The 23245-nt window shown below is 71.5% G+C and carries 20 protein-coding genes; 11 read left to right on the forward strand and 9 right to left on the reverse strand.

The features are described from left to right. Positions 1-485: 485 nt before the first annotated feature. Positions 486-1457 (reverse strand): helix-turn-helix transcriptional regulator, encoded by a 972-nt coding sequence (locus tag ACGGCP_RS21025; RefSeq protein ID WP_392968586.1) that lies wholly within the window; start codon positions 1455-1457, stop codon positions 486-488. Positions 1458-1542: 85 nt separating this feature from the next. Between ACGGCP_RS21025 and ACGGCP_RS21030 the strand changes: the two genes are divergently transcribed. The 4 genes from ACGGCP_RS21030 to ACGGCP_RS21045 all read left to right on the forward strand — a co-directional run bounded on the left by ACGGCP_RS21030 (position 1543) and on the right by ACGGCP_RS21045 (position 4570). Then, positions 1543-1938: a VOC family protein gene (locus ACGGCP_RS21030; protein WP_392968588.1), complete on the forward strand. Its 396-nt coding sequence runs from the start codon at positions 1543-1545 to the stop codon at positions 1936-1938. A gap of 2 nt (positions 1939-1940) precedes the next feature. Next, complete coding sequence (locus ACGGCP_RS21035; RefSeq protein ID WP_392968590.1) at positions 1941-2297, forward strand: YdeI family protein; 357 nt, start codon at positions 1941-1943, stop codon at positions 2295-2297. 33 nt (positions 2298-2330) lie between these two features. Then, the gene (locus tag ACGGCP_RS21040; RefSeq protein ID WP_392968592.1) at positions 2331-3476 is read left to right on the forward strand and encodes a pyridoxal phosphate-dependent aminotransferase; all 1146 of its coding nucleotides are present in this window, start codon (positions 2331-2333) and stop codon (positions 3474-3476) included. Positions 3477-3634: 158 nt separating this feature from the next. Further along, positions 3635-4570, forward strand: coding sequence for a DMT family transporter (locus tag ACGGCP_RS21045; RefSeq protein ID WP_392968593.1), 936 nt, complete (start codon positions 3635-3637; stop codon positions 4568-4570). Positions 4571-4619: 49 nt separating this feature from the next. On the opposite strand, the gene ACGGCP_RS21050 is transcribed toward ACGGCP_RS21045, so the two are convergent. From ACGGCP_RS21050 to ACGGCP_RS21075, 6 genes are all read right to left on the reverse strand, one after another. After that, the gene (locus tag ACGGCP_RS21050) at positions 4620-5453 is read right to left on the reverse strand and encodes an undecaprenyl-diphosphate phosphatase (protein ID WP_392968711.1); all 834 of its coding nucleotides are present in this window, start codon (positions 5451-5453) and stop codon (positions 4620-4622) included. A 229-nt stretch (positions 5454-5682) separates the two neighbouring features. Beyond that, positions 5683-7272, reverse strand: a complete 1590-nt coding sequence (locus ACGGCP_RS21055; RefSeq protein WP_392968595.1) for an alpha/beta hydrolase — start codon at positions 7270-7272, stop codon at positions 5683-5685. A 108-nt stretch (positions 7273-7380) separates the two neighbouring features. Then, complete coding sequence (locus ACGGCP_RS21060) at positions 7381-8262, reverse strand: carbohydrate ABC transporter permease (protein ID WP_392968597.1); 882 nt, start codon at positions 8260-8262, stop codon at positions 7381-7383. Next, complete coding sequence (locus ACGGCP_RS21065) at positions 8259-9227, reverse strand: carbohydrate ABC transporter permease (RefSeq protein WP_392968599.1); 969 nt, start codon at positions 9225-9227, stop codon at positions 8259-8261. The genes ACGGCP_RS21060 and ACGGCP_RS21065 overlap by 4 nt, the downstream gene beginning before the upstream one ends. 12 nt (positions 9228-9239) lie before the next feature. Then, positions 9240-10583 carry an ABC transporter substrate-binding protein gene (locus ACGGCP_RS21070; protein WP_392968601.1) on the reverse strand — a complete coding sequence of 448 codons (1344 nt, stop codon included), beginning with the start codon at positions 10581-10583 and terminating at the stop codon, positions 9240-9242. A gap of 21 nt (positions 10584-10604) precedes the next feature. Next, on the reverse strand, positions 10605-12260 hold the full coding sequence (locus tag ACGGCP_RS21075; RefSeq protein WP_392968603.1) for a glycoside hydrolase family 13 protein: 1656 nt from the start codon (positions 12258-12260) through the stop codon (positions 10605-10607). A gap of 180 nt (positions 12261-12440) precedes the next feature. Here ACGGCP_RS21075 and ACGGCP_RS21080 point away from each other — a divergent pair, with 180 nt between their 5' ends. The 4 genes from ACGGCP_RS21080 to ACGGCP_RS21095 are packed head-to-tail and all read left to right on the forward strand — an operon-like array spanning position 12441 to position 17364. Next, positions 12441-13463, forward strand: coding sequence for a LacI family DNA-binding transcriptional regulator (locus ACGGCP_RS21080; protein ID WP_392968605.1), 1023 nt, complete (start codon positions 12441-12443; stop codon positions 13461-13463). 56 nt (positions 13464-13519) lie between these two features. Continuing rightward, positions 13520-16048: an ATP-binding protein gene (locus ACGGCP_RS21085; protein WP_392968607.1), complete on the forward strand. Its 2529-nt coding sequence runs from the start codon at positions 13520-13522 to the stop codon at positions 16046-16048. Then, complete coding sequence (locus ACGGCP_RS21090) at positions 16045-16719, forward strand: response regulator (RefSeq protein WP_392968609.1); 675 nt, start codon at positions 16045-16047, stop codon at positions 16717-16719. The genes ACGGCP_RS21085 and ACGGCP_RS21090 overlap by 4 nt, the downstream gene beginning before the upstream one ends. 36 nt (positions 16720-16755) lie before the next feature. Further along, positions 16756-17364, forward strand: a complete 609-nt coding sequence (locus ACGGCP_RS21095; RefSeq protein ID WP_392968611.1) for a hypothetical protein — start codon at positions 16756-16758, stop codon at positions 17362-17364. A 1-nt stretch (position 17365) separates the two neighbouring features. Here ACGGCP_RS21095 and ACGGCP_RS21100 read toward each other — a convergent pair whose 3' ends face one another. Both ACGGCP_RS21100 and ACGGCP_RS21105 read right to left on the reverse strand, forming a co-directional pair. After that, positions 17366-19810, reverse strand: coding sequence for a polysaccharide lyase 8 family protein (locus ACGGCP_RS21100; protein WP_392968613.1), 2445 nt, complete (start codon positions 19808-19810; stop codon positions 17366-17368). Positions 19811-19940: 130 nt separating this feature from the next. Continuing rightward, positions 19941-21164 carry a glutamate-cysteine ligase family protein gene (locus ACGGCP_RS21105; RefSeq protein ID WP_392968615.1) on the reverse strand — a complete coding sequence of 408 codons (1224 nt, stop codon included), beginning with the start codon at positions 21162-21164 and terminating at the stop codon, positions 19941-19943. A gap of 189 nt (positions 21165-21353) precedes the next feature. Between ACGGCP_RS21105 and ACGGCP_RS21110 the strand changes: the two genes are divergently transcribed. The 3 genes from ACGGCP_RS21110 (at position 21354) to ACGGCP_RS21120 (ending at position 23204) form a co-directional block, all read left to right on the forward strand. After that, positions 21354-21908: a winged helix-turn-helix domain-containing protein gene (locus ACGGCP_RS21110; protein WP_392968617.1), complete on the forward strand. Its 555-nt coding sequence runs from the start codon at positions 21354-21356 to the stop codon at positions 21906-21908. Positions 21909-22152: 244 nt separating this feature from the next. Then, on the forward strand, positions 22153-22698 hold the full coding sequence (locus ACGGCP_RS21115) for an NADPH-dependent FMN reductase (protein WP_392968619.1): 546 nt from the start codon (positions 22153-22155) through the stop codon (positions 22696-22698). After that, positions 22695-23204 (forward strand): flavin reductase family protein, encoded by a 510-nt coding sequence (locus ACGGCP_RS21120; RefSeq protein ID WP_392968621.1) that lies wholly within the window; start codon positions 22695-22697, stop codon positions 23202-23204. The genes ACGGCP_RS21115 and ACGGCP_RS21120 overlap by 4 nt, the downstream gene beginning before the upstream one ends. Positions 23205-23245: the final 41 nt, after the last annotated feature.

Raw genomic sequence — 23245 nt, forward strand, 5'->3', positions numbered from 1 at the left:
CCACCCAGTACGACCCCGCTCAAAGAGGTCGTAGTCAGCTGCGGAACGCGATGGCATGACAAGGGTGAGATCGGACGCCCCCAATCATCGGAGGGAACCCCAGCTCGCGGGGCCGTCGCCTCGGAAGGAAATCCGGTTTGCCTGTAGGCCAGAGGCTTGGCTTAGTCTGCTTGCACCTACACGACACCTGGACGTCTATCCTTCCCTGCCCTTGATGCGTACCTCAATTATCGCTCACCTGTACCAAGACCGTCATCACCCACAGGTGTACAGAACTCTCATGTTTTGCACCGGGATCTCCTGGGCCGCAATAGAAAGCGGCCGCCCCGCCTCCAAGCCCGCCCCCGGGACACGCTCCGAGGCCGCACCGTCCGCGATCTGCCTCTCGAGCCCCTAGCCCGAGACCCGCCTCTCGGCCCCGCCTCCTGGGGCCCGAGTCCTGCCCCACCCCGAATCCCAGCTCTTCGTCGCTGCCCGCTTGAACCTCAGCCCAGGTCCGACCCGGCCCCGCCGACGGCCGCTGCGTAGCGGGCGGCGAGCGCCCGGAGGTGGTCCCGAAGCGCTTCCGGGGCTTCGACCTTGAAGGGCAGGCCGAGCCCGGTGATGAAGCTCGTGAGATCCCGCAGCGAATCGCTCCCGGTGCGCCACAGGCACTCCGCGTCGCCCGCCGGTTCCAGGAGCCCGCTCCCCGGCGGGAGCATTGCGGCGACGCGCTCCACGGGCGCGCCCACCCGGATCACCGCCTGGTGCTTCCAGGCGCTCTGGCCGAGGCCGCGCAGGACGTGGGCGACCGCCTCCTCCGGCGGGTCCTTCGGGGTGAACCTGGGGCCATTGGGGATCCGCGGGCGGATCCGGTCGGCGCGGAAGGTGCGCCAGTCCGCGCGGTCCACGTCCCAGGCCAGGAGGTACCAGCGCCGCTCGGTGTAGACCAGGCGGTGCGGCTCGGCCCGGCGGCGCGACTCCTCCCCCGCCCTGTCGCGGTAGTCGAACCGCAGCTGCTCGCACCGGTACACCGCCTCCGCGATGAGCGTCAGCACCTCGGCGTCCACAGTGGGCCCCGCCCCGGCCGCCGACACGGTGGCCGACCTGAGCATGTCGATGCGGCGGCGCAACCGCGAGGGCATCGTCTGCTCCAGCTTCGCCAGCGCCCGCAGCGAGGTCTCCTCGATCCCGGCCACCGAGCCCGACGCGGCCGCCCGCAGCCCCAGCGCGACCGCGACGGCCTCCTCGTCGTCGAGGAGCAGGGGCGGCATGGCGTTCCCGGCCTCCAGGCGGTAGCCGCCGGCGCTGCCGGTGGTCGAGTGCACCCGGTAGCCGAGCTGCCGCAGCCGGTCGATGTCGCTGCGCACGGTCCTGGTCGTGACGTCGAGGCGTTCGGCGAGCGCAGCGCCCGTCCAGTCGCGCTGGGCCTGCAGCAGTCCGAGCACCCGGAGCAGGCGGGCGGAGGTCTCCAACATTTTCCGATTCTCGCACGCATTGCGGAAGCGAATCTTCCGCAATGGGCCATAGCTTGGTCTTCAACGACAACGAAGGAGACAGACCATGTTGCGAGGGTTCAGCACCATCAGCTTTTTCGCCGAGGACCTCGAGGCCGCGAAGGCCTGGTACACCGAACTGCTCGGCGTCGAGCCGTACTTCGGGGTGCCCGGGTACATCGAGTTCCGCGTGGGCGACTACCAGCACGAGATCGGGATCGCGCAGGCCGAGTGGGCGCCGCACGACATGTCCGCCGGGCCCGGCGGCGCGATCGCGTACTGGCAGGTGGACGACCTGGACGCGACCATCGAGCGGCTGACGGCCATGGGCGCCAAGGAGTACGAGCCGAAGATCGTGCGCGGGGAGGGGTTCGAGACGGCGTCGTTCGTCGACCCGTTCGGGAACGTCCTGGCCGTCATGTACAACCAGCACTACGTCGACATGCTCGCGGCGAGGTCCTGACTGTGGAGTACCTCGATCTCGCCGACCGCGCCGAGTGGGAGGCCTGGCTCCAGGCCCACCACCGGGACGAGGGGTCGGTGTGGCTGCGGATCGGCAAGGAGCGCTCGCCCGAGGGGCGGCTGCGGATCGGGCCCGCGCTCGAGGCGGCCCTGTGCTTCGGGTGGATCGACGGGCACCGCAAGAGCCTCGACGGCGACTCGTTCCTGCAGCGCTACTCGCCGCGCACGAAGCGCAGCCCGTGGTCGAAGCGGAACCGGGGCATCGCCGAGGCGCTGATCGCGGCGGGCCGGATGCGGCCCGCCGGGCTCGCCGAGATCGAGCGCGCGAAGGCCGAGGGCCGCTGGCCCGAGGCGGACTGATGGGATGATGGCCGGGTTCTTCGAGGAGGCACCATGAACGGACCCGGCCGTCGGCCCCAGACCACGATCTTCACCCAGATGTCGGCGCTCGCGCAGCGCCACGGCGCGGTCAACCTCGGGCAGGGCTTCCCCGACGAGTCCGGGCCCGCGCACGTGGTCGAGGCCGCCGCCGCCGCGATGCGGGCCGGGCACAACCAGTACCCGCCGCTCGCGGGCATTCCGGAACTGCGCCATGCGATCGCGCAGCACCAGCGGCACTGGTACGGGCTCGCGCCGGACCCGGACGAGGGGGTCACGGTGACCGCCGGGGCGACCGAGGCGCTGACGGCCGCGATCCTCGCGCTCGTCGAGCCCGGCGACGAGGTGATCGCGCTCGAACCGAGCTACGACTCTTATAAGGCCGCCGTGGCGATGGCGGGCGGGACGCTCGTGCCGGTGCGGCTCGAAGCGCCCGACTACAGGCTCGACAGTGAGCACCTCAAGGCCGCCGTCACCGAGCGCACCAAGCTGTTGCTGGTCAACTCGCCGCACAACCCGACCGGGACGGTCCTGCACCGGGACGAGCTCGCGGCGATCGCCGCGCTCGCGGTCGAGCGGGATCTCCTCGTGGTCACCGACGAGGTGTACGAGCACCTGGTGTTCGACGGCCGCGAGCACGTGCCGCTCGCGTCGCTGCCGGGCATGTGGGACCGGACGGTGAGCATCGGCTCGGCCGGGAAGACGTTCTCGGTGACCGGCTGGAAGATCGGGTGGGCGACAGGCCCGGCCGATCTCGTCGCGCGGGTGAAGGACGTCAAGCAGTGGCTGTCGTTCGCGTCCGGGACCCCGTTCCAGTACGGGATCGCGGCTGCGCTGTCCTCAGGGGACGGCTTCTACCGCGACTACGTGGCGGGCTACCAGGAGCGGCGCGACCTCATGGTGGCCGGGCTCAAGGGCATCGGCTTCGACGTGTACGAGCCGGAGGGCACCTACTTCGTGACCACGGGCATCGAGGCGTTCGGGTACGAGGACGGCCTGCGGTTCTGCCTCGAACTGCCCGAGCGGTGCGGGGTCGTCGCGATCCCGAACCAGGTGTTCTACCTCGACCAGGCGCCGCGCCCGGAGGTGCGGTTCGCGTTCTGCAAGCGGCTCGACGTGATCGAGGAAGGGCTCCGGCGGCTGGCGTCGGGCCTGGCCTGACCGGTAGGGTGGCGTCCATGCGTCACGGCATCTCCCCGCCCGCCGCCTGAGGCGGGCACCTGAGCCATTGCCGCGCACGGCGTTCTGAGCCGATGCGCTGATTCGGGCATGTCCGCAGACGAGAGCATCCGACCATTCGCTCCCTGCTGGAGAAACGCATGTCCGCACTCACCGCCGTCCGCCCTGCCGTGCCCGCCGCCAGGCGCGGCCTCGGCTACCTCACCGTCACCGGCCTCGCCTGGGGCACCACCGGCGCCGCCGCCGAACTCGTCTACCGCGCAGGCGATCTCGGCCCTTCGGCCGTCTCGTTCTGGCGCCACCTCGGCGGCCTGGTGCTGCTGCTCGCGTTCGCCGCGATCCGGCCCAGGCGGCCCCGCGTCAGGCCCGCCGCGCCGCTGCGGCGGCGCGCGGCGCTCCTGACGGGCGTCGGGACCGGCATGGCGGTCTTCCAGACCGCGTACTTCGCCGCAGTGGAGGCCACGGGCGTCGCGGCGGCCACGCTGCTCACACTCGGGTCCGGCCCGATCCTCACCGCGATTGGCAGCCGCGTGCTGCTCGGGGAGCGCCTCGGGCGCGGCGGCGCGCTCGCCGTCGCGGGGGCGGTCACCGGCCTCGGCGTGCTCGTCCTCGGCAACGGCGGCGGCGTCGTGACCCCGGCCGGGGTCGCGCTCTCGCTGCTCTCGGCCGCCGGGTACGCGGCCGTGACGCTCCTGGGCCGGGCCACCGGCCGCCGCAGCGACGGCGAGGACCCGTTCACGCTCACCATGTGGTCCTTCGGCATCGGGGCGGCACTGCTGCTCGTCCCGGCCTGGTTCGAGGGCCTGACGCCGACCACGGGCGGCACGGCGCTGACGTTCGTGATCGTCGGCTACCTGGCGGCCTTCACCACCGCCCTGGCGTACCCGCTGTACTTCGCGGGCGCCGCCCGCGTCCGCGCCACGACCGCTTCGGTGATGATGCTCATCGAGCCGGTCACGGCCGCGTTCCTCGCCGTGGCGGTCCTGCGTGAGCCGCTCACGCCCGCCACGGTGGCGGGCGCGGTGGTGCTCCTCGGGTCGATCACGGCGCTCGCGCTGGCCGAGTCCCGCCGGTAGGGACGCGAACAGGGCCGGTCGGAGGACCGGCCCTGTTTCGCTTGCGTCGCTAGGTCGCTGAGAGGAAGCCCGTCTCCAGCATGATGATGACGATGACGCCGAGGATGCAGCGGTACCAGACAAAGATGAACACGCTGTGCTTGGCGACCCACTTGAGCATCCAGTGGATGGCCGCCAGGCCGACGCCGAACGCGACGATCGTCGCCACGAGCATCTGCGCGCCGCTCGGCACCGAGCCCTCGGTGGCCGGGTCGAACACGTCGCCGAGGCTGAGGACGCCCGCGCCGAACACGGCCGGGATCGCGAGCATGAACGAGTACCGGGCCGCGACCTCGCGGTCGAGGTTGATGAACAGGCCCGCCGTCATCGTCGCGCCCGAGCGCGAGACGCCGGGGATGAGCGCGCCCGCCTGCGCGAAGCCGAGGATGAGGCCGTCCTTCATGCGGAAGTCGTCCCAGGTGCGGGTCTTGCGGCCCACGAGCTCGGCGAGGGCGAGCAGCAGGCCGAAGAAGATGAGGCTGAAGGAGACGAGCCACAGGTTGCGGGCGCCGTCGCGGATCGCGTCCTGGAAGATCAGGCCGAAGAACACGATCGGGAGCGTGCCGATGATGACGTACCAGCCGAGCCGGTAGTCGGTCTCGCCGCGCAGCTCCTTGTCCCACAGACCCTTCCACCAGGCCACGAGGATCCGGACGATGTCCTTCCAGAAGTAGAGGAGGACGGCGGTCTCGGTGCCGAGCTGGGTCACCGCCGTGAACGACGCGCCCGCGTCCTCCTCGAAGAACAGCGCCGAGGTGAGGCGCAGGTGCGCGGAGGAGGAGACCGGCAGCATCTCGGTCAGGCCCTGGACGACCCCGAGCACGATGGCCTCGAACCAGGTCATGTCGACCACGGGGCGACCGCCTTCCGGGCACGGGACCTGCAGGGGGAAGTGTGCATTGGCGCTTCTTTCGTCACATCGACGGTCAGGCGTCGCACGGGCCGTCTGGCGGCTCCCGGAGCGACGGGGACATCTTGCCAGACGCGGTCTGTGACCGGTCGGCACACGTGTCGGGGAGTGAGACGCGCCGGGGCCCGCGCCCTAAGAGGACGCGGGCCCGTCAGTGGTGGCGCTAACCGAGTTCCTGCGGGCACTTCAGGCCGTCCTCGGGGACGTCGAGGTCCACCAGGTAGGCCGTGACCGGGTCGTCGATGCAGGTGTGGCCCAAGGCGTACGCGGTGTGGCCGCTGCCTTCGTAGGTGAGCAGGACGTCGTTGTCGAGCTCCTTCGACACCGACTCGGCCCAGTCGTAGGGCGTGGCCGGGTCGCCGACGTTGCCGACGAGCACGACCTCCGGGGAGCCCTTGCCGTTCACCGAGTCCGGGCCGGGCTCGGAGGCCGACCAGGACGCGCACGGCAGGTAGCTCCAGGCGATGCTCGCGCCGAACAGGCCCGAGTTGCCGTACGCGGTCTCGGCGCCGTCCTGGTAGTCGTCGAACCGGTCCGGGTTGTCGCGGTCGACGCACTGGACGCCGTAGAAGTTCGCCTCGCTGTCCCGGCGCGGCAGCGGCAGCGGCGGGAAGCGCCGGGGCTGGAAGCGGGACGCGCCGTCGGAGTCGGCGAGGTCTTCGAGCTGCTGCAGCCACTCGCGGATCGTGCCCGCGTCGACCGCGGCGAGGATCTTCTCCAGCGCGGGCCATTTCGCCTCGCTGTAGAGGCTCTCGGCGATCATGCTCAGCATGTCCCCCACGGTGAGCTCGTCGTTCACCCCCGCCTGGGCCTGCGTGAGCATCGCCTCCAGTTCCTCGTCGGAGGCGTCGGCGCTGGTGAACGGGCAGCCGTCCACGGTCAGGCAGTACTCGACGAAGTCGTGCCAGGCGGTCTCGAACCCGGTGGCCTGACCTTCGGCGAGGTCGAGCACGGACCCGGAGGTGCGCATGACGCCGTCGAGGACCATCGCGCGGACCTTGTCGGGGTAGAGGTACAGGTACATCTGCCCGATGTAGGTGCCGTACGAGTAGCCGAGGTAGGTGAGCTTGTCGTCCCCGAGGGCGTCGCGCATGACCTCCATGTCGCGGGCGACGTTCTCGGTGCCCATGTTGGCCAGGAAGTTCGCCTTCACCTGCTGCGTGCAGCCTTCAGAGAGGGTCTCGGCGCCGTTGTCGAGCTCCGTGGCCTGGGCGCTCGTGATCTGCGACGGGTCCAGTGTGTACACCTCGGTGAGCGCGGCGTCCAGCTGGTCGTCGCTGCCGCACGTGAGGTTGCTGCTCGCGCCGACCCCGCGCGGGTCGAAGCCGACCACGTCGAACGCGGCGGTCACGTCGGCGGGCAGGAACGGGGACATGGCGAGTTCGACGCCCGAGCCGCCGGGCCCGCCCGGGTTGATCAGGAGCGAGCCGGTGCGGTCGCCCGTGGCGGGATGGCGGACCATCGCGAGGGCGACGCTGTCGCCGCCGGTGTCCTCGTAGTCGACCGGGACGGTGATCGACCCGCATTCGAGGGCCTCGGCCCATGCGGCCTGGGCCGGGCCGAGGTCGGCGTCGCCGTACATCGCCTCGAGGTCGCAAGCGCCCCAGTCGACTTCGGAGATCTCGTCCTGGACGGTGGTGACGCCGCTGCGGGCCTTCGACGAGCCGTTGCCGTCGTAGTCCTCGCCGCAGGCGGCCAGCGCCGCCGCCGCGAGGACCGCGGCGGCGGCGGTGAGCGTGGCCGTTCGCTTCATGCCGACTCCTTGTGCGCGCGCGGCGGGGCCGCGTCCGGTGGGGCTGCTCGCACTCTAAGGCCGTGTCGTCCAGTTCGGCATGGATTCAGGTGATTGCGGCCTTTCGGGTCAGCCTTTGACGGCGCCGCCGAGGCTCGCGCCGTTGAGGAAGAGCCGCTGGAAGACCAGGAACAGTCCGATGGGGATGAGCGAGGAGATCGCCAGCGCCGCGAGGAAGACGTCGAGTTCGACGAACTGCTGGAGGATCGGCAGGCGCACCGAGAGGGGCTGGAGGGCGGGGTCGGGGAGGACGAGCATGGGCCAGAGGAAGTCCTTCCAGGAGGCGATGACGGCGAAGACGGAGACGACGCCGATGATCGGGCGGGACATGGGCAGGACGATGGACCAGAACAGGCGGTAGGGTCCGGCGCCGTCGACGCGGGCGGCCTCGAAGATCTCGCGCGGGAGGTTCGCGAAGAACCGCTGCATGAGCAGGACGTTGAAGGCGTTGGCTCCGGCGGGGAGCCAGACGGCCCAGAACGTGTTGAGCATGGAGGCGCCGACGAGGGGCGGGTCGAGGACGGTGAGGTAGAGCGGGACGAGGAGTACGACGCTGGGGACGAACAGGGTCGCCAGGACCGCGCCGGATATGTAGCGGCCGATGCGGGGGCGCAGGACGGCGAGGGCGTAGCCGCCGGTGGCGGCGACGACGAGCTGGACGGCCCAGGATCCGGCGGCGAGGGCGACGGTGTTGAGGAAGTACTTGTCGATCTCGACGCGGGTCCAGGCTTCGGCGAGGTTGGCGAGGTCGATGCCGTTGGGCCAGAGCGCCATGGGGTTGCGGAGGGTGTCCTGTGTGGGGGTGGTGGCGGCTTTGAGGAGCCAGAGCATGGGGCCGAGTCCGGCGACGGCGAGGCAGGCGAGGAGCGCGCCGTGGGCGATGCGGGCGGTCCACTTGACGCTGGGGCGCTTCAGGTCGGTGGGGGCGAGGAGGCCCCGGTCGTTGCTCATGTGCCGCTCCAGGATCGGGTGAGGCGGAAGTAGAGGGCGGAGAAGGCGGTGAGGACGAGGGCGAGGAGGAGGCTGAGGGCCGCCGCCGCGCCGTAGTCGCCGCCGAGGGAGTTGGTGAAGGCGTAGCGGTAGATGAGGAGCAGGAGGGTGAGGGTGCGGTTGGCGGGGCCGCCGTCGGTGAACAGGAAGGGTTCGAGGAAGACCTGGGCGGTGCCGATGATCTGGAGGATGAAGGTGATGAGGAGGATGCCGCGCAGTTGCGGGAGGGTGATGTGCCAGAGCTTGTGCCACACGCCCGCGCCGTCGATCTCGGCGGCCTCGTAGAGGCTCGGGTCGACGCCGGTGAGGGCGGCGAGGTAGATGATGACGGTGCCTCCGGCGGCGGCCCAGGTCGCTTCGAGGACGAGGGCGGGCATGACGACGTCGGCGTCCTGGAGCCAGGCGACGGGGCCGATGCCGATCCAGCCGAGGACGGTGTTGAAGACGCCGTCGTCGCCGGCGTCGTAGAAGAGCTTCCAGAGGAGGACGGCGACGACGGGCGGGACGACTACGGGCAGGTAGGCGAGGGCGGAGAAGAGGCCGCGCATGCGGCGGACCTCGCTCATGAGGATCGCGGCGACGAGCGGGACGGGGTAGCCGAAGAGGAGGGCGAGGAGCGCGAAGTATCCGGTGTTCTGGACGGCCGTCCACAGTTGCGGGTCGGCGAAGACCTGCTGGAAGTTCGCGAACCCGACCCAGGCGGGGTCGGCGACGAGGTTGGTGCGCTGGAAGCTCATGAGGACCGCGCGGCCGATGGGGAGCCAGGAGAAGACGCCGAAGACGAGGAGCATCGGCGCGAGGAACACGAGTGTGGGGAGGCCGCCGCGGGCGCGGGCCAGTGGCCCGCGGCGTCCGGGCCGGGCCGCGGTGCGCGGCCCGGTCCGGACGCCGGTGACACCGGCGGGGCGAGTGTCGTGGGTGGTCATGTCGGTCTTTCGCTATGCGGCCGCGTCGATCGCGGCCTGGGCGTCGGTCTGGGCCTGGGCGAGGAGCGCGTCGATGTCGGCGTTCTCGTCGGTGAGGACGGTCTGCACGACGGTGTCGAGCACGGCGTAGACCTCCTGGGTGGCGTGGACGGGTTCGGTCAGGAGCGGCTGGTCGAACACCTGGCTGGTGTAGGGCGCCATCTGCTCGACGGGGACGTTCACGAACTCGGCGATCCAGGTCTGGGCCTCGTCGTAGGTCGCCTTGTCGAACACGGGGAGCTCGGGGGCGCCGACGGGCTGGCCGGACTCGGCCTTCACTTCGGCGTCGGCGACGGCGGCGGCCTGGTCGGTGAGCTTCTCCATGTAGTAGAAGTCGATCCATTCGACGGCGGCGGCCTGCTCGTCGGGTTCGGCGTTGGGGCTGACGGCGGCGAGGGTGCCGCCGCCGAGGACGCCCGCGTCGGCGCCGGCGAGCGGCAGCACCGTGAGGCCGTAGTCGTCGGGGTTGAGGGCGTTCTGGGTGAAGAGGTTCCCGTAGTTGCCGCCGCCGGAGACGTACATGCCGATGCGGCCGGAGGCGAAGGCCTGGTTGATGGTGGCCCAGTCGTACAGGAAGTCGTCGCCCATGGACTGGTCGTCCCAGCGCATGTCCTGGAGCCGGGTCAGGGCCTCGCGCATGGCGGGCGTGTCGATGGTGGCCTTCCCGTCGGCTTCGGTGCGGCCGCCGAGGGCGTTGACGACGGTGGTGAGGATCCAGCCGCCGGTGTTGTCGTTGGTCATGACGGCGTATCCGGCCTCGCCGGTCGCGTCGGTGATGGCCTTGGCGGCGGTCTGGATCTCGTCCCAGGTGGTCGGGGGCGCGTCGGGGTCGAGCCCGGCGGCTTCGAAGAGGGTCCGGTTGTAGTGCAGCCCTTGGCCGTAGGCGGAGATCGGGACGGCCCACAAGTCGCCTTCGGCGTCTTCACCGGCGGCGGCGATGTTCGGGTTGTAGCTGTCGCGGTAGGGCAGCGCACTTGTGAGGTCGCCGATGTCGGCGATCTGGCCGCGCTCGATGAGGCCGCGCCCGTCGGTGAAGGGGACGGTGAACACGTCGGGGAGGGTGCCGCCCGCGAGCTGGGCGGTGAAGGTCCCGGCGGTCCAGGTGTACTCCTGGGTCTCGACGGCGATGTCCGGGTGGGCTTCCTCGAACTGGTCGATGCGGGCGTTGAACGCGTCGATCGCGGCCTGTTCGAGCCCGGCGTCGATGGTGACGGTGATGTGGGTGCGGCCGTCGTCGGGTTCGTCGTCCGAGCAGGCGGCGAGGCCGAGCGCGAGGACGGCGGCCGCGACTGCGGCGAGGGGACGTGAGGGTTGCATCGTTGCTCTCCTAATCGGTTCTTATTCAGGCGTTGAGGGATTGGTGCGCAGCCACACGGCGGTGTCCTGTGGCAGGCGGCCGCCGGTGAGCGGCGCGCTGGCGAGGAGGACCGCCGTGTGGTCGGGCAGTTCGGCGGGTGCGTCGCCGAGGTTGACGACGCAGGCGAGGTCGTCGCCGCGCCGGAAGGCGAGCACGCCGGGGGTGGCGGCGGTCCAGGCGAAGGCGTCGCCCCGCAGTGCGGGTTCGCTGCGGCGCAGTCGGATCGCCTGGCGGTAGAGGTTGAGGAACGAGTCGGGGTCGTCCCGCTGGGCGTCGGCGGCGTAGTCGCCCCAGCCGTCGGGCTGGGGCAGCCAGGTCCGGGCGCCGGTGGTGTTGAAGCCGTAGGCGGGGCCGGTCGCGTTCCAGGGCAGGGGGACGCGGCAGCCGTCGCGGCCGGGGTCGGTGCCGCCGGAGCGGAAGTGCATGGGGTCCTGGAGGGACGCGAGCGGCAGGTCCTCCACTTCGGGCAGTCCGAGCTCGTCGCCCTGGTAGACGTAGAGGACGCCGGGGAGCGCGGCGGTGAGCAGTGCGGCGGCGCGGGCGCGGCGGGCGCCGAGCGCGAGGTCGGTGGGGGTGCCGAAGCGCTTGGCGCTGAACGCGAACGCGGAGTCCTCGCGGCCGTAGCGGGTGACCGGGCGGGTCACGTCGTGGTTGGACAGGACCCAGGTGGGCGGTGCGGCGACCGCGGCGTGGGCCGCGAGGGTCGACCGGATCGACTCGGCCAGCGCTTCCGCGTCCCAGGGGCGAGACATGAAGTCGAAGTTGAAGGCCATGTGCATCTCGTCGTCGCGGAGGTAGCGCACGAACCGGTCGGTGTCCTCGAGCCAGACCTCGCCGATGAGGATCCTCGGTTCGGCGTAGGAGTCGGCGGTCTTGCGCCAGCGGCGGTAGACGTCGTGGACCTCGTCGCGGTCGAAGTGGGGGTGGGCGCCGGGTGCGGGGTGCTCGGGGACTTCGGGGAGGGCGGGGTCCTTGGCGAGCATGGAGGCGGAGTCGATGCGGATGCCCGCCGCGCCGCGGTCGTACCAGAAGCGGAGCACCGCTTCGTGTTCGGCGGCGACGTCGGGGTGGGCCCAGTTGAGGTCGGGCTGTTCGGGGGCGAAGAGGTGGAGGTACCACTGGCCTGGTTTCCCGTCGGGGCCGGTGGTGCGGGTCCAGGTGTCGCCGCCGAAGCTGGAGGTCCAGTCGGTGGGCCGCTCGGCGCCTCCGGGGCCGCGGCCGTCGTGGAACCAGAAGCGGTCGCGGGCGGGGTGGCCGGGGGGTGCGGCCAGGGCCTCCTGGAACCAGGCGTGCTGTGAGGAGACGTGGTTGGGGACGATGTCGACGACGGTGCGGATGCCGAGTCCGAGGGCGGCGGCGATGAGCTCCTCGGCGTCGGCGAGGGTGCCGTAGGCGGGGTCGATCTCGCGGTAGTCGGCGACGTCGTAGCCGCCGTCGGCCTGCGGCGAGCGGTACCAGGGGGTGAACCAGAGGGCGTCGACGCCGAGGTCGGCGAGGTAGGGGAGGCGGTCGCGGACGCCGGCGAGGTCGCCGGTGCCGTCGCCGTCGGCGTCCGCGAAGCTGCGCGGGTAGACCTGGTAGATCACGGCGTTCCGCCACCAGTCGGGGGCGGAGGTGTTGGGGCTGGCCGGGTGCAATGCGGCTCCGTTCCTTGTTCGAGCGCGGCCCGAGGCATGCCACAGGGAGGGTGTAAGCCCTGCACATGATAGGTTTAGCGCTATACCTAGCTCGGTAGCTTAGACCCGGGTGGAACACTTGTCAACGGCGGGAGCCCGGCTCCCGCCGCGAGAACGATTGCCGATCCTGGAGGAGCACCCTTGGCCGTCACGCTGAAGGACATCGCCGCCGAAGCGGGCGTCAGCCTCATGACCGTGTCCAACGTGGTCAACGGCAAGCAGGCCCGCGTCTCGGCGGCCACCCGCGAGCGCATCATGCGCATCGTCGAGGAGCGCGGCTACGTGCCCAGCGCCTCCGCCCGCAGCCTCGCCGCCAAGTCCTCCCGCCTCGTCGGCCTCCTCGTGCCCGCCGAGGACAAGGCCAGCCTGACCATCAGCCCCCACACCGTCGAGGTCATCGGCATGCTCGAACGCGAGCTGCGCCGCCTCGACTACCACCTCATGCTCCGCGGCATCGCCCACCGCGCCGAGATCACCGAGGCCCTGCGCTCCTGGCACCTCGACGGCGCGGTCCTCCTCGGGTTCCAGGACGCCGAGGTCGACCGCCTCACCGCGCGCACCGTGGGCGGCGTCGCGCTCGTCGCCATGGACTGCTACTCCGAGAACCCGCTCGCGCTCGGCGTCCGCTCCGACGACTTCGGCGGCGCCGCCCTCGCCACCGAGCACCTCGTGCGGCAGGGGCACCGGCGCATCGCCTTCGCCGGGCCCGCGTTCTCCCCCACCGGCGTCGTCCGCCAGCGCTTCGAGGGCTACCGGCACGTCCTGGCCGAACACGGCATCGAGTACGACCCCGGCCTCGTCTCGGCCGTCGAGATCACCCGCGAGGAAGGCGCCGCGTACGGGAGAAGGCTCGCCCGCGAGCGGCCCGACGTCACGGCCGTCGTCACCACCGCCGACCTCCTCGCCATCGGCGTCGTCGAAGGCCTCCGCGCCGAAGGCCGCTCCGTCCCCGGCGACGTCTCGGTCACCGGCTTCGACGACGCCGACATCGCCGCGTACGTCACCCCGAAGCTCACCACCGTCGCCCAGGACCTGCCCGGGAAGGCCGCCGAAGCCGTCAGGCTCATCATGGGCTGCCTCGCCGGAGACGACCGGCCCGAGGCCGCGACCACGCTCGGCGTGCGCCTGGTCGAACGCGAGACGACCGCCGCGCCGCGAACTTGACCACCTTTGACGCATTCTTGATGGCCGACTTCCCCGGCGCGGGGAATGATGGGTCCGTGTCACGTGGACAACTGCGGATCTACCTCGGCGCGGCCCCGGGGGTCGGCAAGACCTTCGCCGCGCTCGAAGAGGCCCGCAGGCGCCGCGAGCGCGGCACCGACGTCGTCGTCGGCCTCGTCGAGACCCACGGCCGACGCCAGACCGCCGCGCTCCTCGACGGCCTCGAGACCGTCCCCCGCCGGACCCAGGGCGGGGTCGCCGAACTCGACGTGGACGCCGTCCTCGCCCGGTCCCCGGCGGTCGCGATCGTCGACGAGCTCGCCCACGCCAACGCCCCCGGCTCGCGCAACGCCGAACGCTGGCAGGACATCGACGAACTGCTCGACGCCGGGATCGACGTCATCTCCACGGTGAACGTCCAGGACCTCGCGTCGCTCAACGACGTCGTCGCCCAGATCACCGGGGTGCACCAGGAGCAGACCGTCCCCGACGCCGTGGTCCGCCGCGCCGACCAGGTCGAACTCGCCGACATCACCCCCGAGGCGCTGCGGCGGCGCATGGTCCACGGGAACGTCTACCCGCCGGAGAAGGTGGGGCCCGCGCTCGCGAACTACTTCCGCGTCGGGAACCTGACCGCGCTGCGCGAGATCGCGCTGCTGTGGCTGGCCGACAAGGTCGAGGACCAGCTGGAGCAGTACCGCGAGGACCAGCACATCACCGCGACCTGGGAGTCGAAGGAACGCGTCGTCGTCGCCCTGTCGGGCGGCGACGAGGGCGACACGCTCATCCGGCGGGCCGCGCGCATCGCCGCGCGCTCGGGCGGGGCCGACCTCAAGGCCGTGTACGTCGCGTCCGGCGACGGCCTGACCAGCGCCCGGTCGGCGCGGAACCTCGCCCGGCAGCGGAACCTCGTCGAAGACCTCGGCGGCTCCTACCACCAGGTGGTGGGGCACGCGATCCCCAACGCGCTCTTGGAGTTCGCGCGAGGCGTCAACGCCACGCAGCTCGTGCTCGGGGCCTCCCGGCGCGGCCGGTTCGCGCAGATGCTCTCCCGGGGCGTCGGCGTCACGACCACGGCGAACTCGGGGAAGATCGACGTCCACCTTGTCAGCCACGAGCAGGTCGCCACCGTCAAGCGCGCGCGGGCCGGGCGCGGCGTCATCGGCGGCGGCCGCAGGCGGCTCGGCATCGCGCTCGCGCTGGTCGGCATCCCGGCCCTGTGCTTCTCGCTGCTGCCGCTCCACGAGGAGCTGTCGCTCACGACGATGATGCTCATCGTCCTGACTGCGGTCATGGGCCTGACGCTCACCGGCGGCATGTGGCCCGCGCTGCTCGGCGCGCTCTCGGGCAGCCTCCTGCTCAACTACTTCTTCACCACGCCCTACAACACGTTCAAGGTCCACGACCAGGAGCAGCTGATCTCCCTGGGGATCTTCATCGCCCTCGCGCTCGGCGGCGCGAGCGTCGTGAACCTCTCGGCGGCGCGGGCCCGGCTCGCCGCGCGCGCCAGCGCAGAGGCGCAGACCCTCGCGACGCTCGCGGGCACGGTGCTGCGCGGCGGCAACCGGGTCGAAGACCTGCTCGAGCGGCTGCGGGAGACGTTCGCGCTCGAATCGGCGACGCTGCTGGAGCGGATCGAGCCGGGCGCGGGCCCGGCCGAGCGGCAGGACGCGAAGCTGTGGCGCGTGGTCGCGTGCGCGGGCGAGGGGTGCGCGAGTCCCGGCGCGGCCGAGAACGACCTGCCGATCAACGACGACCTGGCGCTGGCGCTGCGCGGGCACATCCTCGAGGCGGGCGACCGGCGGATCGCGCAGGCGTTCGCGATGCACGCCGCGGCCGCGCTGGAGCGCGAACGCCTTGAGCGCCAGGCCGAAGCGGTGCAGCGGCTCACCGACACGGACAAGCTGCGCACGGCCCTGCTCGCGGCCGTCTCGCACGACCTGCGCACGCCGCTGGCGTCCGCGCGGGTGGCGGTGTCGAGCCTGCGGTCCACCGGCGACCTGTTCACGCCCGAGGAGCGCGACGAGCTGCTGGAGGCCGCCGAGACCTCGCTCGCGCGGCTGACGAGCCTCGTGGACAACCTCCTCGACATGTCGCGGCTCCAGGCCGGGGTGCTCGGCGCGAACCCGGTGCCGGTGGCCTTGGACGACGCGGTGCCATGGGCGCTCGACGAGATCGGCGACGCCGCGGCGGCCGTCGGGCTCGACGTGGCCCCGGACCTTCCTGAAGTGCAGGCCGACCCCGGTCTGCTGCAGCGCATCCTCGTCAACGTCGTCGCGAACGCGCTGCGGTTCAGCCCGAACGGCGTGCCGCCGCTCGTGATCGCGGGCGAGCACGGCGGCAACGTCGAGCTGCGCGTGGTCGACCGCGGGCCGGGCGTCCCCGACGAGAGCCGCGAGCTCATGTTCACACCGTTCCAGCGGCTCGGCGACAGGGACAACACGAGCGGCGTCGGACTCGGCCTCGCGCTCTCGCGCGGCCTCGCCGAGGCGATGGGCGGCTCGCTCGTCGCCGAGGCGACCCCGGGCGGCGGACTGACGATGGTGCTGGCACTGCCGCAAGTGAACGAGAAGGGCACGGAGTGATCAAGATCCTGGTCGTGGACGACGAACCGCAGATCGCGAGGGCGCTGCGCATCAACCTGAGCGCGCACGGGTACGAGGTGACGACCGCGCCTGACGGGGCGCAGGCGCTGCGCGCGGCCGCCGCCGTCGTCCCCGACCTCGTCGTGCTCGACCTCGGGCTGCCCGACATGGACGGCACCGAGGTGATCGCGGGCCTGCGCGGGTGGACGAGCGCGCCGATCCTGGTGCTCTCGGGCCGCGCCGCCAGCGCCGAGAAGATCGCCGCGCTCGACGCGGGCGCCGACGACTACGTGACGAAGCCCTTCGACATCGGCGAACTCCTCGCCCGTGTCCGCGCCGCGACCAGGCGCGGCAACGCCGCGAGCGAATCGCCGGTCACCGAGATCGGTTCGGCCACAGTCGACCTCGCGGCCCGGGAGGTCGTGCGCGACGGCGAGAAGGTCCGCCTCACCAAGACCGAGTGGCAGCTGCTCGAAGTGCTGCTGCGCAACCCGGGCAAGCTCGTCGGCCAGCGCGAGCTGCTCCACCGCGTCTGGGGCCCGAACTACGACCGCGAGACGAACTACCTGCGCCAGTACATGGCCCAGCTGCGCCGCAAGCTCGAAGCCGACCCGGCCCGCCCGGTCCACCTCCTCACCGAGCCGGGCATGGGCTACCGCTTCCGTCCGTGACGTGCCGTCCCCGCGGGCTTGCGCAGGGTCCCTACTATGTGGTCAATCGATCACGCGGGAGGCGTCATGGGCGGCAATGCGACAGCGGTGAGGCCGCGCGCGCTCGGCATCGCGGGCGCGATCCTGTGGGCCGTGACCGGGGCGCTCGCGGCGGGGGCGGTCGTGAGGGTCGCGACGTACGGCCGGTTCATGGAGGTCTCGGACCAGGCGTGCCAGGCCGTGATGAGCCTGGAGCCGCCCGGCGGCTGGAGCGACAACTCGTTCCCCTGCGAGCAGCTCGGGCCCTTGTCGTGGTTCCTGCCGTACTGGGCGGCGGTGGCGGCCTACGCGGTCTTCGCGACGCTGTTCCTGGTCGCGGCGGTCCTCACGGTGCGGTCCCGCCCTGCGGCGCAGGGGTTCACGCTGTGGACCGCGATCACGGCCGTGGCGCTGCTGGCGGTCCCGGGCCTGTTCGACCTCGGCCGCGTCTTCGCGGAGACGGGCGCGAACCAGGCCGACACGCTGGTGGCCGAACGGGTCCACGACACGTTCCCCGCCTGGGTCGAGACCGTGGACACCGTGGTGCAGGCACTGCTCGTCGCGGGAGCCGTTGCGGCCGTGTGGCTGCTGCGGCGGCCCGAGGCCCGGGCGTTCCTCAAGCGCTGATTCAGCGCAGCCGGGCGGTGTGTGTCGCGCCGAGCGAGCCTTCGGTGCGGACGGTGAGCCTGGGGCGGTCGCCGGTCTGGACCTCGACGGTGTCGTCGGCCTCGACGACCTCGTTCGCCGAATACGGCAGTTCGATCGTGACTTCGCCGGTTGACCGACCGGGGTCGGCGACCGCGATGGAAACCCCCTCTTCGGTGCGCTCGACCAGGACCGAAGCCGGGCCGTCGCAGGAGAGGCCTCCGGCCTCGGCCGCCTGCCAGAAGTGCGCGGCGAGCAGGTCGCCGTCGGCGACCGCTTGCACTGCGGCGGTGTTCGCGAGCACCTTCACGCGGTCGCTTCCCGCGGCGGTGGCGGTCGCTGCTTCGTCGGCGGCCGGGAGCAGCACGTAGGCGTAGGTTCCGGCGGCAGGCGAGACACCGTGGTCGAACCACAGTGTGGCGTACCTCCGCGAGTGGACTTCGAGGTCGCCGCCTCCGGTGGTCGGCCCCTGCTCGATGTCGTTCCACGTTCCCGATCGTGTCTCTCTGAGACCACGGAGTCCGGCTGCGCCCGAAGGGAAGACGTAGCCGCCGACGCCCTCGAGGTGGATCCAGCGGGCATCGTCGAGCTCGGCGGACCAGTCCGGATCGTTCGGCTGTTCATCGCCGTTGACGCTGAGGCGCGGGGCGCCGTCGGCGCCGAGGTTCCGGTGTTCGACGGTGGTGACGACGGCGCGTCCGTCGGCGGCCGTGATGTCGGCGCCGAGCGCGACCACGGCGTCGTCGAGGATGAACCAGGACTTCTTGGCGCGCAAGCTGGAGCCGTCCGCGACGAGGTCCATCGCGGCGACGGCGTACCGGTCGCCGAGCGCCGCGCCGCCCGCGACGTCGTTCTCCGGCAGGTGCTTCACCATGCCCTCCGCGGCGGCGATCACCTCGCGCTCTCGTGTGTCGACCGTGGTGCCGGGCAGGCGATAGGGGTTCGCGGTGGGCCAGAACTCGTCGCTGAACTGCTTCGGATCCGTCGGAAGGTAGAGGTAGGTCATGCCGTCGCCGAGGTACCAGCCGTGCAGGTTCTCCCAGTTGCCCATCTCGTAGGCCGCAACCCTGTTCGAGGACATCGACAGCGCCCAGGACCAGCCGGCCCGGCGGGCCACCGCCCGGTCCATCCCCGCGTAGACACGGCTGTACTCGGGGCGCGGCGCGGGTTCGATCGCGTCGTCCTCCAGGATCGCCTTCACCCGGCTCATCCCCGCGATACCGGCCTGCGCACCGTAGGGAACGGTCTCCTGCGAGCGCTCGACCCAGCCCTTCACCTCCGCGTACCAGCGCTCCCGGTACTCCTCCGGTGCGCCTATCGCCAACTGCGTGAGAGCGGTGATGAACCCGGAGCCGTTGTTGAAGTCGCGCTGCTGGGGCCTGGAGATGCCGCGACCGTAGAGGAAGTCCATGAACAGGCCGTCCTCGACGAACGGCGCGAAGCTCAACTCGACGGAGTCGTAGAGGACCGGGAGGTTCTCGTCGGTGACCGCGCCCGCCGAACCGGCCAGCAGCGACACGGCCAGTCCGGCCGAGGAAAGGAGTGTGGTGCCGTATGCGGCGGCGTAGGGCACGTTGTCGTGCTGGATGAGCGAGCCGTCGCGGTAGAAGCCGTCGTCTTCGGTGACGTACTGGAAGAGGCTGTGCCGGCCTTCGTCGGTGGTGGTGCCGGAGAGGCCGTCGCGGGCGATCCGCAGCTTCTCATCGTCCTCGCCGAGGATGCCCCGCAGCGCGAGGATCACCGCCTTGTCGGCGCGGTTCGCCCCGACTTCGTGGATGTTGGGGTTCACCACTCGCATGTCGGCGTCCGGGCACCAGCGGTCGACGGCCGCGAAGTACTGCTGCAGCCGCTCGGCGGAGATGTGGTCGTAGAGGATCACACAGGTCTTGAGCAGCGCGGTCGGAGAGCCGATCTCCCACCAGTACCAGTTGTCGACCTGTTCGACCCGCTCGTTGTAGCCGCCGTCGTAGAGGACTGCGAGAGCGTCGGCGACGGCTGCGGCGACCGCGTCGTCGCCGTGCTGAGCGGTGCCGGGAGTGGCCCAGGCCGTCGCGATCCGGTAGAGCTGGCGGTAGGAGTTGTTGAAGTTCGCGGCCTTCGAGACGGGGGCGAGGTCCGGCCAGACGGCTGCGCCGGTGTCCATGGCGTCCAGCAGTTCGGCGGCCTCGGATTCGATCCGTGCGATCGCGGGCCCGTACTCGGGATCGCCCGGGTCGATCTCGCCGCCGACGAGGAGTTCGGCCGCGCGGAGCCGAAGCCCTTCGAAGTCGAGCGCAGGGAGCTCGGATCCTTCAACGGGATCGATGGACCCGGATTCGTCCAAGCGGACGTACAGCGCCGCTCCACCGATTCCCGCACCGATGCCGACGGCCCCGAGTGCTCCTCCGAGCAGCAGACGGCGGTTCAGGGAGGAGGGCGGGTTCGGCATCGAGCGTCCTTATCAGGGCGGCGGGATGGAGGTCAGCACCATATTAGCCGCTCGAGAGTACGAATCCGAGCAGGGATTGACCAGGGTGTTCGCCTTCGGTTGAGCACCACAGTGAACTCGTGGCGAGCGGTCAGGCGGTTGTGGCGATGAGGTCGTCCGCGCGGGTGCGGCCTCGGGCGACGTAGGTGTCGGTGAAACGGTCGAGGAGCGCGGCGACGGCGGGGTCGGGTTGGGCCGCGCGGGCGGCGTCGAAGCAGGCCGTGGCGGCACGGAAGAGCGCGTCGTCGCGGAGGGCGGCGGTGGCGGCGCGGAAGTAGAGCTCGGCGGGAGCGGCCCGGTGCCAGAGCGGTTCGAGGGCCGCGCGGGCGCGTCCGGCCGCGATCGGGTCGTCGAAGAGGGCGGCGACGAGGGCGACGGGGACGATCCAGTCGGGGCCGGGCTGGGCGTCGATCATGCGCAGTTCGAGGTAGGCGCCGCGCGGGCGGACGGGCGGGAACAGGGTCGAGAGGTGGAAGTCGAGGTCGTCGAGGGTGGGGGCTTGGTGGTAGTCGCCGTTGATCCAGTCGCGGAAGGTGAGGCCGCGCGGGACGGTCCAGCGGCCGGGGCCGCGCACGGCCATGACGCGGGCGTCGAGGGCGTACCGGGCCCAGCACTCGCGCGGGTCGCCTTGGGCGACAGGGCGGGAGCGGGTGCGGTCGATCGCGGCCCACACGTGCTGGCGGGTGGAGCGCCACAGGCTCGGCTCGCCCCGGCGCAGCGGCGAGTTCGCGAACGCGGCGATGAGGACGGGAGCGAGCCGGTGGGCGAGGTCCCAGCGGTCGGCGATGCCCTGGGGTCCGGGGCCGTCGTCGCCGATGTCGATACAGACCTGGACGGAGGCGGTGTTCGACATCATCCAGCGCCCGGCGCGGCCGTCCTGGTCGAACAGCTCCTCCATGGCCTGGTAGCGCGGGGTGCGAAGAACCCTGCGGGGCAGGCGGACCGGGTCGAGGCCGAGCCCGAGGAGCTCGTGGCCTTCGGCGCTCAGGGCGGCGGCGGCGCGGAGGCGGTCGGCCTCGAGGTCGGCGAAGCACTCCCCCGCCGAGGCGACGGGACGGGAGCTGAGCTCGAGGGCGCCTCCGGGCTCGAAGCTGAGGCGGGTGCGGCGCGGCAGGGCGTCGCGGACGGCGAGCAGGGCCTTGAGGGATTCGGGGTCGAGGCGGCGGCGCCGGTCGGCCGCGCTGGTCACGAGGGATTCGACCTCGGCCCCGATCCGGGACGGGAGGGCGGGCCGGAAACTCTGGGCCGCAATGTGGTCGAAGGCCGCGTCCACGGTGAGGGGCGGAGCCGAGACGAAGAGCGAGGCGTCGGACATGGGTGACCTCCGAGCGGTGATAATTATCCTATCGATTCGATAGGATATATAGATTTTAAGGGTCCGGGGCAGTTCGCGCAAGCGACTCGGTCGCCGCCGACTTGATCCCCATTGCATTGGTAGGATATGCTCCCCTTGGTGCCGCCCGCTCCGATTCCGTCTCGCACAACCGAACCAGAAGGCGCCGCCATGACTCCCGTCCAGACCCGCACCCGCCCGCAGACCCACCGTCGCGCGAGCGCGCCCACGCTCACCGTGACCATCGAGATCCCCGCCGACGACCCTCGGCTCGTCCGCCGCCTCACCGCCGCGCTCGCCGGGATCGGCCAGAGCCGCGTCACGTTCGCGGGCGACGACATCCCCGCCGCACCCCAGCCCGAGACGAAGGAGCGGCCCGCGCTCGTCATCGACGTGCCCGGCCGCGAAGTGCTCCTGCGCGGCGAGGCGGTCGCGCTGACCCGCTTGGAGTTCGAGCTCCTGGCGTTCCTCGCGCGCTACCCCGGGATGGTCCACACCCGGGCCGAGCTGCTCCAGTACGTCTGGGAGACACCGGACACCGGCATCCCCGGGCGCACCGTGGACGTCCACGTGCGGCGCCTGCGCGCCAAGCTCGGGGAGTTCGACGAGCTCGTGGGTACCGTGCGCGGCGTCGGCTACCGGTTCGCGCGCAGCCGGGACGTGGAGTACCGCACCGGATCAGCCTCTCCGGCCGCGGACCGGTTCTCAGCATCTAAGAATTCCTAGTAATTCGATAGGAGTACTGGTATCGTTCTGGACATGAAGTCCGCCAGTGTCCTCACGCGGCGGCGCGAGATCGACCAGATGCGCGCCGCAAGCGCCCTGTGTCAGCCGCGAATGCGTTAGAGCGCAGCCATTCTGCGGGCAGCACCTCGGCTGCGCTCCCTTATCTGCGATCCCTTCACGGGCCCTCCGGCCCGGTTCTCGGCACGCCTGCAAGTGCCACGCCTCCCATCGTTAGGACTCCGACGTGACCGTCGACATCTCGCTGACCACTGTGGTCGGCAACCCGAAGCGCCTCTCGCGCACCCTCACCGCCGCCGAGGCGTTCGCCGCGGCGATCGGCTCCGACCTGCGGGCCGTGCCCCGCACCGCCTCGATCGACCTCGCCGAGCTGTACCTGGACGGCATCGAGCCGCCGGACGGCGGGTTCGAGCACGCCGTCTCGCAGATCCGCTCGGGCCATGTGCTCATCGTGGGCACGCCCGTCTACAAGGCCAGCTACACGGGGCTGCTGAAGCTCTTCCTCGACCAGCTGGCGCCGCACGCGCTCGAAGGGGTCGTGGCCGTGCCGGTCACCATCGCCGCCTCGGCCGAGCACCGGCTGCTCGCCGACCTCCACCTGCGGCCCGTGCTGGCCGAGCTCGGCGCGCGGCTGCCGGTGCCGTCGCTGACGCTGCGCGAGAGCGAGCTGCCGGAACTGCCCGAGCACATCGGGGCCTGGGTCGAGGCGCACGCCCCGGCGCTGGAGGCCTCGCTCGCATTGGGACGCAGGCCGATCGGGGCGGCGGCATGAGCGCGCGCCTCGCGGCCCCGGCGGGCGTCGCCCCCGATGCGTTCCGGTCCCTGTTCCGGGCCCACCCCGCCGGGGTGACCGTGGTGTGCGCCGACGCCGGGTCCGGTCCGGCCGGGTTCACCGCCACCTCGCTCACGTCGGTGTCGATCGACCCGCCGCTCGTGTCGTTCGCGATCGCCACAGGTTCGTCGGCCTGGCCGGCGGTCCGGGACGCCTCGAGCCTCACCGTCAACTTCCTGTCCTCGGGGCAGCACGAGATCGCGACCCGGTTCGCCACCAGCGGCATCGACCGCTTCGGCCGACCGACCCTGTGGTCGCGGCTGGAGACCGGCGAGCCGGTGCTGGACGACGCGCCGTCGTTCCTGCGCGCGGTCGTCACCGACCGCATCGAGGCCGGGGACCACCACGTGGTCCTGGCCCTGGTGGTCGACGCCGAGACCGGCGGCGACCACGACCCGCTGGTCTACCACGCGGGCGGCTACTGCGCCGCCGCTCCCCTCGAATAGCCCCGCTTCCCGTACTTCTTGAAAGGCCAATCCCCATGCCA

The sequence above is a fragment of the Glycomyces sp. NPDC048151 genome, from assembly GCF_043202775.1.
Lineage (GTDB): Bacteria > Actinomycetota > Actinomycetes > Mycobacteriales > Micromonosporaceae > Glycomyces.

Excerpts from the sequence above, each read along its gene's own strand:
- ACGGCP_RS21025 (WP_392968586.1), bottom strand. The coding sequence starts at position 1,457 with ATGTTGGAGACCTCCGCCCGCCTGCTCCGGGTGCTCGGACTGCTGCAG.
- ACGGCP_RS21030 (WP_392968588.1), top strand. The coding sequence starts at position 1,543 with ATGTTGCGAGGGTTCAGCACCATCAGCTTTTTCGCCGAGGACCTCGAG.
- ACGGCP_RS21040 (WP_392968592.1), top strand. The coding sequence starts at position 2,331 with ATGAACGGACCCGGCCGTCGGCCCCAGACCACGATCTTCACCCAGATG.
- ACGGCP_RS21045 (WP_392968593.1), top strand. The coding sequence starts at position 3,635 with ATGTCCGCACTCACCGCCGTCCGCCCTGCCGTGCCCGCCGCCAGGCGC.
- ACGGCP_RS21050 (WP_392968711.1), bottom strand. The coding sequence starts at position 5,453 with ATGACCTGGTTCGAGGCCATCGTGCTCGGGGTCGTCCAGGGCCTGACC.
- ACGGCP_RS21055 (WP_392968595.1), bottom strand. The coding sequence starts at position 7,272 with ATGAAGCGAACGGCCACGCTCACCGCCGCCGCCGCGGTCCTCGCGGCG.
- ACGGCP_RS21060 (WP_392968597.1), bottom strand. The coding sequence starts at position 8,262 with ATGAGCAACGACCGGGGCCTCCTCGCCCCCACCGACCTGAAGCGCCCC.
- ACGGCP_RS21065 (WP_392968599.1), bottom strand. The coding sequence starts at position 9,227 with ATGACCACCCACGACACTCGCCCCGCCGGTGTCACCGGCGTCCGGACC.
- ACGGCP_RS21070 (WP_392968601.1), bottom strand. The coding sequence starts at position 10,583 with ATGCAACCCTCACGTCCCCTCGCCGCAGTCGCGGCCGCCGTCCTCGCG.
- ACGGCP_RS21095 (WP_392968611.1), top strand. The coding sequence starts at position 16,756 with ATGTGGTCAATCGATCACGCGGGAGGCGTCATGGGCGGCAATGCGACA.
- ACGGCP_RS21100 (WP_392968613.1), bottom strand. The coding sequence starts at position 19,810 with ATGCCGAACCCGCCCTCCTCCCTGAACCGCCGTCTGCTGCTCGGAGGA.
- ACGGCP_RS21105 (WP_392968615.1), bottom strand. The coding sequence starts at position 21,164 with ATGTCCGACGCCTCGCTCTTCGTCTCGGCTCCGCCCCTCACCGTGGAC.
- ACGGCP_RS21110 (WP_392968617.1), top strand. The coding sequence starts at position 21,354 with ATGACTCCCGTCCAGACCCGCACCCGCCCGCAGACCCACCGTCGCGCG.
- ACGGCP_RS21120 (WP_392968621.1), top strand. The coding sequence starts at position 22,695 with ATGAGCGCGCGCCTCGCGGCCCCGGCGGGCGTCGCCCCCGATGCGTTC.